General features: G+C 45.0%; 15 protein-coding genes. 6 read left to right on the top strand and 9 right to left on the bottom strand.

Annotated features, from left to right (window positions below):
• Positions 1-461 precede the first annotated feature (461 nt).
• A complete protein-coding gene (locus tag AAC147_RS13535) occupies positions 462-719 on the top strand; it encodes a helix-turn-helix domain-containing protein (protein ID WP_047681932.1) in 258 nt (85 codons plus the stop codon).
• Between the two features lie 302 nt (positions 720-1,021).
• Here the strand turns inward: AAC147_RS13535 and fis are convergent, their stop codons facing one another.
• From fis to AAC147_RS13580, 9 genes are all read right to left on the bottom strand, one after another.
• Complete coding sequence (fis, locus tag AAC147_RS13540; protein WP_010847912.1) at positions 1,022-1,318, bottom strand: DNA-binding transcriptional regulator Fis; 297 nt, start codon at positions 1,316-1,318, stop codon at positions 1,022-1,024.
• Positions 1,319-1,325: 7 nt separating this feature from the next.
• The gene (gene dusB, locus AAC147_RS13545) at positions 1,326-2,309 is read right to left on the bottom strand and encodes a tRNA dihydrouridine synthase DusB (protein WP_047681938.1); all 984 of its coding nucleotides are present in this window, start codon (positions 2,307-2,309) and stop codon (positions 1,326-1,328) included.
• Between the two features lie 284 nt (positions 2,310-2,593).
• Positions 2,594-3,475, bottom strand: coding sequence for a 50S ribosomal protein L11 methyltransferase (gene prmA / locus AAC147_RS13550; protein WP_047681941.1), 882 nt, complete (start codon positions 3,473-3,475; stop codon positions 2,594-2,596).
• Between the two features lie 47 nt (positions 3,476-3,522).
• On the bottom strand, positions 3,523-4,968 hold the full coding sequence (panF, locus tag AAC147_RS13555; RefSeq protein ID WP_047681943.1) for a sodium/pantothenate symporter: 1,446 nt from the start codon (positions 4,966-4,968) through the stop codon (positions 3,523-3,525).
• Positions 4,958-5,212: a YhdT family protein gene (locus AAC147_RS13560; RefSeq protein ID WP_047681946.1), complete on the bottom strand. Its 255-nt coding sequence runs from the start codon at positions 5,210-5,212 to the stop codon at positions 4,958-4,960. The genes panF and AAC147_RS13560 overlap by 11 nt, the downstream gene beginning before the upstream one ends.
• Before the next feature lie 196 nt (positions 5,213-5,408).
• On the bottom strand, positions 5,409-6,758 hold the full coding sequence (gene accC / locus AAC147_RS13565) for an acetyl-CoA carboxylase biotin carboxylase subunit (RefSeq protein WP_047681949.1): 1,350 nt from the start codon (positions 6,756-6,758) through the stop codon (positions 5,409-5,411).
• Positions 6,759-6,769: 11 nt separating this feature from the next.
• Entirely contained in the window at positions 6,770-7,231 is a 462-nt protein-coding gene (accB, locus tag AAC147_RS13570) for an acetyl-CoA carboxylase biotin carboxyl carrier protein (protein WP_047681952.1), read from the bottom strand.
• A 29-nt stretch (positions 7,232-7,260) separates the two neighbouring features.
• Positions 7,261-7,713, bottom strand: coding sequence for a type II 3-dehydroquinate dehydratase (gene aroQ, locus AAC147_RS13575; protein WP_047681955.1), 453 nt, complete (start codon positions 7,711-7,713; stop codon positions 7,261-7,263).
• A 208-nt stretch (positions 7,714-7,921) separates the two neighbouring features.
• A complete protein-coding gene (locus tag AAC147_RS13580) occupies positions 7,922-8,896 on the bottom strand; it encodes an oxidoreductase (RefSeq protein ID WP_047681958.1) in 975 nt (324 codons plus the stop codon).
• Between the two features lie 768 nt (positions 8,897-9,664).
• Between AAC147_RS13580 and mreB the strand changes: the two genes are divergently transcribed.
• The 5 genes from mreB to rng all read left to right on the top strand — a co-directional run bounded on the left by mreB (position 9,665) and on the right by rng (position 14,552).
• Positions 9,665-10,708 carry a rod shape-determining protein MreB gene (mreB, locus tag AAC147_RS13585; protein ID WP_010847922.1) on the top strand — a complete coding sequence of 348 codons (1,044 nt, stop codon included), beginning with the start codon at positions 9,665-9,667 and terminating at the stop codon, positions 10,706-10,708.
• A 120-nt stretch (positions 10,709-10,828) separates the two neighbouring features.
• Positions 10,829-11,938 carry a rod shape-determining protein MreC gene (mreC, locus tag AAC147_RS13590; protein ID WP_047682060.1) on the top strand — a complete coding sequence of 370 codons (1,110 nt, stop codon included), beginning with the start codon at positions 10,829-10,831 and terminating at the stop codon, positions 11,936-11,938.
• Positions 11,935-12,423 carry a rod shape-determining protein MreD gene (gene mreD, locus AAC147_RS13595; protein ID WP_047681961.1) on the top strand — a complete coding sequence of 163 codons (489 nt, stop codon included), beginning with the start codon at positions 11,935-11,937 and terminating at the stop codon, positions 12,421-12,423. Before mreC ends, mreD begins: the two co-directional genes overlap by 4 nt.
• A 75-nt stretch (positions 12,424-12,498) precedes the next feature.
• Entirely contained in the window at positions 12,499-13,086 is a 588-nt protein-coding gene (locus AAC147_RS13600) for a Maf family protein (RefSeq protein WP_047681964.1), read from the top strand.
• Complete coding sequence (gene rng / locus AAC147_RS13605; RefSeq protein ID WP_047681967.1) at positions 13,083-14,552, top strand: ribonuclease G; 1,470 nt, start codon at positions 13,083-13,085, stop codon at positions 14,550-14,552. The genes AAC147_RS13600 and rng overlap by 4 nt, the downstream gene beginning before the upstream one ends.
• Positions 14,553-14,634: the final 82 nt, after the last annotated feature.

Here is a 14,634-nt window from a genome sequence, read left to right on the forward strand (position 1 = left end):
ACTCAACCGATACCCCGCAATACCTCAACTTGCGTTCACTCTGGCGCACAGATATCGGTCAAGGGCAAGGCAGGTATTTTCTGTTTTGCCAGTATGGTCGCGCGCCAGAGATTGCATGTTGTTAGATATAAATAGAGCTGATTGATTAAAGAATTGACCGTATTCGAAACGCTGGGTGTTATGTTGAATGAGTTTATAGTCATTAAACTTAGTCGTTCGGTTACTGAGTCCGATAATACAATCAGTTAAAGTATTCCCGCCATTGGCACAATCCAATGGTCAAGGTTTAGCAGCCTTGTCACTCATAGACACTGGCAGAAATTTTGCCAGTGTGCCTGTTATCGCCTTTTCAATGGTGGTTCAGGCGGGGGAGACGTAAGTCTCGCTGGTATGAGTGCCAGTCTGCTAACCCTGTCTGAATCGCCACCATCAATGATCAATTAATGGAAGGGGTAGCAGGAATGAATAACGCTAAAAACGATTGGCATCAAGCTGATATCATCGCCGCATTACGTAAACGTGGTACAACCTTAGCGGCTGTTTCTCGTGAATCTGGCCTCAGTTCATCTACACTGGCAAATACTCTCAGCAGACCGTGGCCGAAAGGCGAATGGATCATCGCTAACTATCTCGAAATACATCCCTCTGAAATATGGCCTAGCCGTTATTTTGATTCGTATGGTGAATTGATTGAACGCAAGGTTCGGGATAAATCATAAAAATAATTAGTTCCATTTGAAAATCATCGGGAAGATAACCGTAACGGGATATCTTCTCACTGGTAGAAACATCTGTAACTTTCATCTCAATGCTTCCAGACGAAATACATCGTAACTTTTCACAAGGTTGGAACGTTTGGTGTACTGACCTCTATAACACATCCAATTCTTATTTTTCTTTGGTACTCATGTTGTTCTGTGAGTTTTTGTGCTGAGGATTTTTCGGTGGGGTAATTCTAAGTAAAAAGGCACTTTCTACATAGTAAAAAGTGCCGATTTAACAACATGTTACTAGACTAGGATTAGTTCATGCCGTATTTTTTCAGTTTCTTACGCAGAGTACCGCGGTTGATTCCCATCATCAGCGCTGCGCGGGTTTGGTTACCACGGGTGTATTGCATCACCATGTCCAACAGTGGTTGCTCTACTTCAGCCAGTACCAGCTCATACAGGTCATTAACGTCTTGACCGTTTAGTTGAGCAAAATAGTTCTTCAGTGCTTGTTTAACTGAATCACGCAGAGGTTTTTGAGTTACCTGATCTTGTGAATTAACAGTAGCAACGGTTAGTACATCAGAATTTACGCGTTGTTCGAACATAGTTCTGTCAGCTCTTTTCTTTATTTACGCAAAAATTTTCGAAGTATGCTTCCAACACCTCCAGCTGTTCGCTGGCATCCTCAATGGTGTTGAATGAGCGCCGAAACTGGTCATCAGGAGCATGTTCCTTGAGATACCAAGATACATGTTTACGTGCAATACGAACTCCCTTGCCTTGACCGTAAAAGTCGTGCAACTCTCGTACATGCTCGCTCATCAAACGCTGCACCTCGCCAAGAGGCATCGGTGGCAGCAATTCTCCTGTTTCCAGATAATGCTGGATTTCCCGAAAGATCCAGGGTCTTCCCTGAGCAGCACGGCCTATCATCAGGGCATCAGCCCCGGTGTATTCAAGCACTGCTCTGGCTTTTAGCGGGTCAGTAATGTCGCCATTAGCAATAATTGGAATGGCAACAGTCTGCTTAACTGTCCGAATGTTGTCGTACTCAGCTTCGCCATTAAACAGACAGGCTCGAGTCCTGCCATGAATTGTAAGAGCTTGAATACCACAACGTTCAGCCAATTGGGCAATTTCTACACAGTTCCGTTCTTCCGGTGACCAACCTGTACGGATCTTCAATGTAACAGGTACATCAACCGCATTGACTACCTCAGAAAGGATTTTTTGGACCAGTTCTGGATAACGCAGTAATGCAGAGCCTGCCAATTTACGATTTACCTTTTTGGCTGGGCACCCCATGTTGATATCGATGATCTGAGCACCATTGGCGACGTTGATTTTCGCCGCTGTTGCCATGTCATCGGGATCACTACCGGCAATTTGTACAGAACGCACTCCGGGTTCGTCGCTATGAACCATACGTAGCCGGGATTTATCTGTCTTCCAAACCTGAGGGTTGGAAGAAAGCATTTCTGAAACTGTCATACCTGCACCCATGGTATAGCATAATGATCGAAACGGGCGATCCGTTATGCCAGCCATAGGGGCAGCAATAAGACAGTTTTTCAACTGGTATTGTCCGATACGCATAGGCGAAGAAAGAGTGGCCAACTGTGACTAAGGGCGCGTATATTACGCATTTTTCACGAGATATGAAAGGCCAAACTTTGAGCGAAACGACATTTATAGCAGAATTTTTCCAGTTGATTTTTTCAAACTTGGTTTATTATCCTTAAATAACATGAAGTTATGTGTTTTTGATGAAATTTATTGTTCCCTGCATTTATCATGATAAATAGAACGTATTAACACCAATTGACCCACCAAGGATTTATTTTAGTGGATAATCTCGTTTTTCAATAGGTATTTATTGATTATTTTTTAACCCCGGTAATGCGACACCATTCTTCTTGTTCTGCAATCGGATCGATAATAAATTCATTACCATAGGCTTCAGCAACACCTTCTGCCTGACTTGCCAATACCCCGGACAAGCCTAATAAGCCACCTGATTTTGGTAGTGAGCCAATGATCGGTGCCAGTTCACGCAGCGGGCCAGCCAGTATATTGGCAATGACAATGTCACATTCTAAGTTGTCAGGTTGCTCTTTAGATAAATAGAGCGTTAGTTGTTCGGAAACACCGTTGCGTTCTGCGTTATCCCGGCTTGCCTGAATTGCTTGAGGGTCAATATCAATGCCGATAGCATGTTTAGCGCCAAGTTTTAGGGCTGCGATGGCCAAAATGCCTGAACCGCACCCAAAATCGATCACTGTTTTACCTTCCAGAGCAAGACCATCCAACCATTGCAGGCAAAGAGATGTGGTTGGGTGTGTGCCTGTTCCGAATGCCAGGCCCGGATCTAGCATGACATTAACGGCATCAGGATCCGGAACTTCCCGCCAGCTTGGGCAGATCCACAGGCGATGACCAAAACGCATTGGGTGAAAGTTGTCCATCCATTCACGTTCCCAGTCTTTATCTTCCAGTTGTTCAATTTTATGGATAAATCCTTTACCAAGTTGAGGAATCTGTTCTAGCTGGCTGATAACCGCTTTCATATCGGTTTCAGCGTCATACAGACCGATCACATCGGTATCTCCCCATAAACGGGTTTCCCCCGGCAGAGGCTCAAAAATCGGTGTATCGTGGCTGTCTTGAAAAGTAACAGACACTGCGCCACTTTCTATTAGTTCATCACCAAGTGCTTCAGCTTGCTGTCCTGTAGTGTTTAATCTTAGTTGTATCCAAGGCATAAAAATTCTCTTTAAAACGGGATAAGTGTGAAAAAATGATATCGTCGTTACTGAGATACGGCGGTTTGTTGTGGTTGTTTATTCCCAAAAATGTTTCCGATCCCGAATGCCAGTAAACTCAGCAGTAATGATGGCACTATCGGATGGAATCCGAAGAGGTGAATGTTGAAAGTCGCCAAGAGTGTATAGCTTACTGCCCCGGCCAGCATGGAGGTTATTGCTCCATGTGCATTAGCTTTTTCCCAATACAGGCCTAATACCAGTGGCCAGAGAAAAACGGCCTGTAATCCACCGAATGCCAGCAGGTTCAGCCAGATAATCATCTCAGGTGGTTGCCATGCTGCCAGTAGCAGCAATATTCCCAGAAACAAGGTAGAAAAACTGGAAATACGTGCCAGTTTTTTTTCCTGTTTGATCTGTTGTGGGAACAAATTTAGATAGAGGTCTTTGACGATTGTTGCCGAAGATTGGAGTAGTTGGGCATTAATCGTTGACATAATGGCTGCCATTGGCGCGGCCAGAAAAATTCCGGCAGCAATAGGGGGCAGGACATTGATCATCAAAGTAGGGATCACTTGATCAGGGATCGTCAGATCAGGAATGATCGTGCGCCCCAATGCGCCTGCAAGGTGCATACCAAACATCAGGATAGCCATAACGACCGTGCCGATGATAATACCGCGGTGGACGGCTTTACTGTCACGATAAGAGATACAGCGCACGGCGGTATGTGGTAGCCCGATGACGCCAAAGCAAACCAGTACCCAGAAGGAAGCCATAAATGGCGCTGTAAGGATATTATCAGCACCATGAGGTGAAACCAGATTGGGGTCAATAGTGCGCAGTGTTGAAACAGCTTCTGACAGTCCTCCGGCTTTATAGATAGTACCAGCCAGCAATAGCACTGTTCCTAACAACATAACCAGCCCCTGTAATGCATCATTGAGGACGCTGGCTCTGAATCCGCCAAATGCGGTATAGAGTGCGATAGAGACCCCAAAAATAAGTAACCCAGTACCGTAGGGAATACCGGCAGCGGTTTCCAGCAAACGGGCACCTCCGATGAACTGTACCGTCATTGCACCGACAAAAGCAACTAACAGGCTCACACTGGCAAACCAGACCAGAAAGCGGCTGTGATAGCGGGCGTACAGCATGTCGTTTAGAGTAACGGCGTTATAACGACGGGCAAGAATGGCAAATTTTTTCCCCAATACGCCGAGGGAAAGCCATATTGCCGGTAATTGGATCAGGGACAAAAGAACCCATCCGATACCGTATTTGTAAGCAGCGCCAGGGCCACCAATGAATGAACTGGCACTAATATAAGTCGCGGTAATGGTCATAGCCAGGACGAAACCACCCATTGATCGATTGCCGAGAAAATACTCATTCAGGAATGCACCTGTTTGGCGGCGGCGGTAAGCATAGAGAGATAGCAGAAAAACCAGCGCCAGATATCCCATCAGAGGCAGAATTACTTCATTTTGCATTATCATCCACCAAATTGTCCTCTAATGGGACCTCCTTGAAGACAAATTTCACCATCATCCAGCAGAGGATGATAAATAACATCGGCAGCATTAAACAGGCCAGTTCGAACCAGAGTGGCAATCCGGTGAATCCAGTTGTATTACCGGGTAAATAGGCACTCAGCAACCAACCCACAAGATAAGCTAACGTCAGAAATACTGCCCAGCGAGCTTCTTTATGGGATTGAACAAATCGTCTGTCCATCTGTTCTCCGGGGAATTTACATAAAACAGTTGATATAAAACTAGGGAAGGAATTGTACGGTAACATACAGATTTATTCAGAAGAAAATGTGCCGTCACAATATCAAAAGTGTATGAAGCTACCTGAGAATAAAAAAATCCCATCTGTTAATAGATGGGATTTTATGCAGGACCATAATGAATGTCAGAAAGACACTTTACTTATCGTGTAAGCCGAGTTTTTTCTCCAGATAGTGGATGTTGGTTCCGCCTTTCTGGAAGTTTTCGTCATTCATGATGGACAGTTGCAGATCGATATTGGTTTTGATGCCATCAATAATTAACTCTGCCAATGCGTTCTTCATACGTGCAATCGCCACTTCACGGGTTTCTCCGTAAGTGATTAGTTTGCCGATCATAGAATCATAATAAGGCGGTACGGTGTATCCCGCATAGATATGGGATTCCCAACGTACTCCGAAACCACCCGGAGAGTGGAAATGGGTGATCTTGCCAGGACTTGGCAGGAAAGTTTTTGGATCTTCAGCATTGATACGGCATTCGATCGCATGACCTTCGATCACAATATCTTCCTGTTTGATGGAAAGAGGCAGACCAGAGGCTACGCGTAGCTGTTCTTTAATCAGGTCAACACCGGTAATCATCTCTGTAACCGGGTGCTCAACTTGAATACGGGTATTCATCTCAATAAAGTAGAATTCACCGTTTTCATACAGGAATTCAAATGTACCTGCCCCGCGATAGCCGATTTCGAGACAGGCGTTAGCACAGCGCTCACCAATGCTGCGACGCAGTTCTGCCGAAATACCCGGTGCTGGTGCTTCTTCCACGACTTTCTGGTGTCGGCGCTGCATGGAGCAGTCACGCTCAGCGAGGTAGAGAGCATTACCTTGACCATCGGCCAGTACCTGAATTTCAACATGACGTGGGTTCTCAAGGAATTTTTCCATGTAAACCATGTCGTTGTTGAAAGCGGCTTTGGCTTCTGCACGAGTCATGGCAATAGATTGTTCCAGATCTTTATCACTACGAACAACACGCATACCACGACCGCCACCGCCACCGGATGCTTTAATGATGACCGGATAGCCGATACGCTGTGCAATCGATTTGTTCTTCTCTGTATCATTTCCTAATGGGCCGTCAGAGCCAGGAACGCATGGAACACCTGCTTTTTTCATGGCACTGATAGCAGAAACTTTATCCCCCATCAGGCGGATCGTTTCTGCTTTCGGGCCGATAAAAGTAAAGCCGGAACGCTCGACTTGCTCAGCAAAGTCTGCATTTTCAGACAGGAACCCATAACCCGGATGGATGGCTTGTGCACAGGTGATTTCAGCCGCAGAAATGATAGCCGGAATATTCAGGTAACTTTTTGCCGATGCAGCCGGGCCGATACAGACAGTTTCATCTGCCAGCAGGACGTGCTTCAGGTCACGGTCTGCCGCAGAGTGTACAGCAACAGTTTTGATACCAAGTTCTTTACAGGCTCTCAGAATACGCAGTGCTATTTCACCGCGGTTAGCTATGACAATTTTCTCAAGCATGGAGCGCCTCGTTATTCGATGACGACCAGTGGCTCGTCAAATTCAACAGGTTGACCGTCTTGTACCAGAATCGCCTTAACTACGCCAGTTTTGTCGGCTTCGATCTGGTTCATCATTTTCATGGCTTCAACGATGCACAGGGTATCCCCTTGATTAACATGTTGACCGACTTCAATGAAAGGTTTCGCATCTGGGCTTGGTGAACGGTAGAACGTACCAACCATTGGTGAACGAACTATATGGCCGCTGATCTCTGCTGGTTTTTCTGCTGCGACAGGAACAGCCGGCGCTGTTGTGGTAGCTTGTACAGGCGGTTGAACAGGGGCAGAAAGGTATTGTTGAGTGACTGGTATGGCCTGAGTTGCCGTAGTGCGACTGATGCGAACTGACTCTTCACCTTCAGAAATTTCCAGTTCAGAAATGCCAGATTCTTCAACCAGCTCGATCAATTTTTTTATCTTACGAATATCCATGAGTGTGATTCCGTACTCTATTTATGTAATTAGTTGAATGTAGACAATCGGTTGACCGCTGCCTGTAATGCGAAACGATAACCATCGGCACCCAAACCGCAGATCACGCCAACTGCAATATCTGAAAGATATGAGTGGTGGCGGAACGGCTCGCGGGCGTGCACATTGGAGAGATGAATCTCAATAAATGGGATATCTACCGCCAGAAGTGCGTCGCGTAGCGCCACGCTGGTATGTGTAAATGCCGCAGGGTTAATCAGAATAAAATCAGTATTGCCCCGCGCTGTATGGATCCTCTCAATCAATTCGAATTCTGCATTGGATTGCAGATGGGATAATTCAACTCCCGATTGCTGAGCTTCTTTTGACAGTTTGCTGACGATGTCATCAAGCGTTAACTTACCGTAGGTCTCAGGCTCTCGTGTTCCCAACATGTTCAGGTTGGGGCCATTCAAGAGTAAAATGCGAAACTTGTCTGCCATTGTGCGGGTATCTCCGGCAATCTGTCAACAATCGTTCAAGATAACTCGATGTCAACGGTTTGTCATCTCTTTCTGCTATCAATATTTGTGGATTTGACGATAAAGCCCGACATTATAAACATATCGTGACATTTAGCAGCTAAATACTGGTCTTATCAGCACAGTTTTATCTGCTTTAGTTTTATAATCTTGGAGTTATAGGTTCGTTTCACCGTATCCTCACCAGTGTTCTGCCTGTTATCTGATTATTGACCAGCTTATTGGAATATTCGATTGCCTGGTCTAATGAAATTTCATTGGCTGTTTGTTGGTAAAAGGAATCAGGCAACAGTTCTTGTAATCGTTTCCAAATCTCAGGTCGTTTGGCGGCGGGTACTGTGGCTGATTCAACGCCTTGTAAACGAACATTACGCAGAATAAATGGCATAACAGTGGTAGGAATATTAATGTCACTTGCCATACCACAGGCTGCTACCGTGCCGTTGTGAGAAACCTGTGCCAGTAATTTGGCCAGAATTGTACCGCCAACAGTATCAATGACACCTGACCAGCGTTGTTTTTCCAGTGGACGGGAGGGTTGATTGAAATCGGAGACAGGCAGGATTGCTTTTGCTCCCAGTGAAAATAGATACTCCTGATTTTCCAGTTTGCTGCTGATGGCGACAGTGGAATATCCCAACAGAGACAATAAGGCAATCGCAGTATTACCGACACCACCGCTGGCACCCGTAACGGCAATTTCCCCGCTTTCAGGTGTTATTTCTCCTTGTTCCAGCGCCATAACACATAGCATGGCAGTAAAACCGGCTGTACCGATAATCATGGCTTGTCTGGTAGTTAACCCTTGTGGCAATGGTGTCAGCCATTCCCCTGAAACTCTGGCCTGTTGTGCCAAGCCGCCCCAATGATTTTCCCCTACCCCCCAGCCAGTCAATAAAACCTGCTGGCCTACATGAAAACGGGGATCTTCTGAATGACGGACAATCCCGGAAAAGTCGATCCCCGGTATCATCGGAAATTGGCGGACAATCTTCCCCTTGCCAGTGATAGCAAGGGCATCTTTATAATTGAGAGTTGACCAGTGAATATCGACGGTAACGTCACCGGGTGGAAGTTGAGCGGTATCAATGTCCTGAATAGAAGCTGATAGTGTACCGTGCTGTTCAAGCAATAAAGCTTTCATAATTCCTCTCCATTGATGGGTTTTATGTCCGACACCATCACGATTCTTATGATTTCATCTCTTATGACATCATCAATATAGATAAAATTGAAAATGCGGAAATGGATAGGCTGCAATATTGTGATGGAAAGTCGCAAAATGGTGATTAATTATTTTGTTTAAGATGACATTGTAAAAGATAAAAATGTTCTGGGTAACCATCAGAATGTTAATAATACCTTTCGTTTTTATACCGCAATGGCTCAATAATCAGCAAATTTATCCCTTACTCATGTATTTCAGGAACAATTGCAGTGAATAATTTTTTCACAGATTTTCATGGGCTTTTGAGAGCCATTCTGACATTCAATAAATTGCCTTTATTGAAATTACTGGATAGCAATATAAGAGCAGATAAAAATTTTTGATAAAAAGTGAATTCTGGTTGAACTTGCTGAAATCATTATAGGTCAACATAGAAAAGGAAAAAGTGAGATAGCAACATCGCAGGATACACCATATATACACTATACTGTTGGTTTTTAGCGCATTGGGATATTTTGGGATTTAGTGATGGGGTTATTGGTGGAATTAACCCATTTTTATGCAGTTTTTTTCTGCTCTGTCAGAAAAAAGTAACGTAGAATATCGTGTTTCTGATGTGAATAACGTAGCCACTTTCATTGAAGTAGTAAAAAGTAGTTAGTGATGCGCCTTGTCGCTGCTTCATGTGGTTGGTAGAGTAGACGGACAACATCCGTCCCCAGCTTGCAGGATTATCCTTTCGTTATGTTAAAGAAATTTCGTGGCATGTTTTCCAATGATTTGTCCATTGACTTGGGTACTGCCAATACCCTTATTTATGTCAAAGGTCAGGGAATTGTCTTGGATCAACCCTCTGTTGTTGCTATCCGACAAGACAGAGCAGGTTCACCAAAAAGCGTTGCAGCCGTGGGGCTAGAAGCAAAGCAGATGTTGGGACGTACTCCGGGAAATATCGCAGCCATTCGTCCAATGAAGGATGGTGTGATTGCTGATTTTTATGTCACGGAAAAAATGTTGCAGCATTTTATTAAACAGGTTCATAACAACAGTTTTATGCGTCCGAGTCCACGTGTACTGGTCTGTGTGCCTGTGGGTGCTACGCAAGTTGAGCGTCGCGCCATTCGTGAATCTGCCCAAAGTGCAGGTGCACGAGAAGTCTTTCTGATTGAAGAGCCTATGGCCGCAGCAATCGGTGCAGGTTTACCTGTTTCTGAAGCGACAGGCTCCATGGTTGTTGATATTGGTGGGGGGACAACTGAAGTTGCAGTGATTTCCCTCAATGGTGTGGTTTATTCTTCTTCTGTCCGTATTGGTGGAGATCGCTTTGATGAAGCGATTATCAACTATGTTCGTCGCAACTATGGCTCATTAATTGGTGAGGCGACAGCAGAACGCATTAAACATGAAATCGGTTCTGCTTATCCGACAGATGAAGTTCGTGAGATCGAAGTACGTGGTCGTAACCTTGCGGAAGGTGTGCCTCGTAGCTTCACACTAAATTCTAATGAAATTCTGGAAGCTTTGCAGGAGCCGCTGACAGGTATTGTCAGTGCAGTCATGGTGGCATTGGAGCAATGTCCACCAGAGTTGGCTTCTGATATTTCAGAACGTGGCATGGTGCTGACAGGCGGTGGCGCACTGCTGCGCAATCTTGATCGTTTGTTGATGGAAGAAACAGGGATTCCTGTCATTGTGGCTGAAGATCCTCTCACTTGTGTTGCCAGAGGTGGCGGTAAAGCGCTGGAAATGATCGACATGCACGGTGGCGATTTGTTCAGCGAAGACTGAAAATAACTCTGCGGGCTGGGAGGTGTTTTTATCAGTACCTCCTTGCTGTTTATCCGAGAGTTTATTATTTATGACTCTTTTATTGTTTATGACACAAAACAGCTCAACAATGCGCAACTTATGAAGCCGATTTTCAGCAGAGGGCCTTCCCTACAATTACGACTCTTTTTTGCTGTTATTATTGCCATTATTCTGGTTGTGGTAGACAGCCGTTTTGGTTTTTTCAATAAAATCCGTAGTTATATGGATACGGCAGTGAGTCCTTTTTATTTTCTTGCCAATGGTCCACGCCAATTCTTAGATGGCGTTTCCGATTCTTTGGCCACCCGTAAACAACTTGAACTGGAAAATAACACCCTGCGCAACGAGTTGAGATTACAGAACAGTAATCTTTTACTGTTAGGACAATTAAAACAAGAAAATGCCCGTTTGCGTGAATTATTGGGGTCACCTTTACGCAGTGATGAACATATGATGGTATCACAGGTGATTTCTGGTGGTATGGATCCTTATCGCGATCAAGTTGTTATTGATAAGGGAGCGAAAGATGGCGTCTATGAAGGGCAACCCGTTATCAGTGATCGTGGCGTCGTTGGTCAAATTATCTCAGTAAGTCAATTAAGCAGCCGGGTGTTGTTGATTTGCGATCCAACCCATGCATTGCCGGTTCAGGTACTGCGTAATGATATTCGAGTGATTGCCGGTGGAGCGGGATGTACGGACGATCTTCACCTTGAACCGCTACCAAGTGATACAGACATCCGGGTTGGTGATGTGCTGGTGACATCCGGCCTTGGCGGCCGTTTCCCGGAAGGTTATCCTGTAGCAGTGGTTTCCTCTGTCAGAATAGATAATCAGCGAGCCCATACGGTTATTCATGCACGTCCATTGGCAGAATTGCGACGCTTGCGTTATCTATTGTTGTTATGGGGGGCGGATAATAACCCATCTGAACCATTGCCGCCTTCCGAAGTGTACCGAGCAGCAAATGAACGTTTGATGCAGATGTTACCGCAGGTACTGCCCAATCCCTCTGATGCTAAGCCTCAGTTTCCGACAGAACAATTTTCGACAGAACAAGTTCCGACAAAACAATTAGGTGAAGGTAAAAATAAAACAGAGAAAGGCGGAAGAGAGAAAGAGGGAAATCGAGCATCATTCCCCGTCACAAGACCGTCATCTCCGGCAGCATCATCAAGTAAGTTGCCAGCCGCGGAGAATCGTGGATGAGTCAGTATAAAGGGCGTGGCCGTTGGGTTGTCTGGTTATCTTTCCTGATCGCAATGGTGCTACAGAGTATGCCGTGGCCGGAACAGTTTGATATGTTCCGGCCTACCTTACTCGTGTTGTGTCTGATCTATTGGCTCCTTGCGATCCCTCACCGTGTCAGTGTTGGAACTGGTTTTATTCTGGGTATCCTGATGGATTTATTACAGGGGAGTATTCTGGGAGCTCATGCGCTGGCTTTCAGTCTGATTAGTTTTTTGGTTGCGTTCAAATTTCAGCTCATTCGCAATATGGCACTCTGGCAACAGTCCCTGATTGTGATGGTACTTTCGACACTGATAAACTTCTGTGTTTTTCTGGCTCATGCCTTGATACCAAAGATTATTTTCCATCCTGAAGTATTCTGGAATGGTCTTGTCAATGGTATTCTCTGGCCTTGGCTATTCTTATTAATGCGGAAAATCCGTCGCCAATTTTCAGTTCGTTAAAGGCGAGCTCTACTTTTTAATGAACGGCTTTTCAATGAACTCTTGTCAATGAACTGATAGAAAGGATGACTCACTATGAAAACCCTTTATTTAGCTTCTGGCTCACCACGGCGGCGTGAGCTGGTGGAATTGTTGGACTTTAATTTTCAGATCCTGACACCACAGGTCGAAGAGAAGTGGCAAGAAGGGGAGTCTCCGCAGCACTATGTTAATCGGTTGGCCAGAGAAAAATCGCAAGCGGGGGTGAGGATTGCGCCGGAGAATTTTCCAGTTCTGGGTGCGGACACGATTGTTGTTCTGAATAATCGCATTCTGGAAAAACCCCGTAATGAGCAGCACGCTGCTGAAATGCTGCAAGAACTGTCAGGGCAGTGCCATCAAGTCATGACTGCTGTTGCTTTATCGAACAATCAGCATACCTTAAGTGAGTTAGTCATTACAGATGTGATGTTTCGCCATTTATCCCGGCGCAAAATACGGGAATATATTGCAACTGGGGAACCAATGGATAAGGCCGGTGCTTATGGCATTCAGGGTAAAGGCGGTTGCTTTGTCAGAAAGATTAATGGCAGTTACCATGCTGTTGTCGGCTTACCATTGGTGGAAACGTATGAATTAATCAAACGATTTTTAGCGTTAGCTGATGGGAAGGATCATTCATGACAGCAGAGTTATTGGTCAATGTAACACCATCTGAAACGCGGGTTGCTTATATAGATGGCGGTATTTTGCAAGAAGTTCATATTGAACGGGAAGCTAAACGGGGAATAGTTGGCAATATTTACAAAGGACGTATCAGCCGTGTTCTGCCCGGTATGCAGGCGGCTTTTGTCGATATCGGGTTAGAAAAAGCGGCTTTCTTACACGCATCCGACATTATGCCTCATACGGAATGTATAGCCGGTGAGGAACGGAAAAACTTCAATGTCAGGGATATTGCTGAGTTGGTTTGTCAGGGGCAGGATCTGCTTGTTCAGGTAGTGAAAGATCCTCTTGGCACGAAAGGCGCCCGTTTGACAACGGACATTACCCTGCCATCACGTTATCTGGTATTTATGCCGGGAGCCTCTCATGTTGGTGTTTCTCAGCGAATTGAAAGCGAAGAAGAACGTGAACGCCTGAAATCCATCGTGATGGATTATTGCGATGAGTATGGTGGATTTATTATCCGCACTGCCGCAGAAGGCGTGAGAAAAGAAGAAATTGAGCAGGATGCGGCTTTTTTAAAACGTCTGTGGCGTAAGGTTATTGAGCGTAAGAAACGCAATATTACTAAAACGAAAGTATATGGTGAGCTTGCTTTGGCACAGCGTATTTTGCGTGATTTTGCCGGAGCCTCTCTTGATCGTATTCGGGTTGACTCCCGTCAGACCTATCTGCAATTGCAAGAATTCATTGATGAATATATTCCTGAAATGAATGCCAAGCTGGACCATTATCAAGGCACTCAGCCGATATTCGATTTGTGCGGTGTAGAAAATGAAATTCAGCGCGCATTGGAACGCAAAGTAGAATTAAAATCGGGTGGCTATCTGATTATTGATCAAACCGAAGCCATGACAACTATCGATATTAATACCGGCGCTTTTGTTGGGCATCGCAACTTAGAAGAGACTATCTTTAATACTAATATTGAGGCGACTCAAGCGATTGCGCGCCAGTTAAGGCTGCGTAATTTAGGCGGGATCATTATCATTGATTTTATCGATATGAGTAATGGGGAACATCGCCGTAGAGTATTGGCTTCTTTAGAGCAGGCATTAAGCAAAGATCGGGTGAAAACGACCATTAATGGTTTTTCCCAGCTTGGGCTGGTGGAAATGACACGAAAACGCACACGAGAGAGTCTTGAACATATCTTGTGTGATAACTGTCCGATTTGTCAGGGACGTGGCACCGTGAAATCTGTTGAAACAGTATGCTATGAAATTTTACGGGAAATTGTCCGTGTTCACCGCGCCATTAATGCAGATCGTTTTCTTGTTTACGCATCCCATGCTGTGAGTGAAGCCCTTAAAGGGGAACACTCTCATGCTTTAGCCGAGGTAGAAATTTTTGTAAGCAAACCCGTGAAAGTGCAGGCAGAACAACTCTACAGCCAGGAACAATTTGACGTTGTTATGATGTAATTACTACACGGGATTGCAGTGATACTTCATATTTTTCAGGTTGCCTCTCTGTTTGGCTACAATCATTTTGAAATGTGGCGTG

The organism is Xenorhabdus sp. NBAII XenSa04 (genome assembly GCF_963866145.1).
In the GTDB taxonomy this organism is placed as follows: domain Bacteria; phylum Pseudomonadota; class Gammaproteobacteria; order Enterobacterales; family Enterobacteriaceae; genus Xenorhabdus; species Xenorhabdus indica.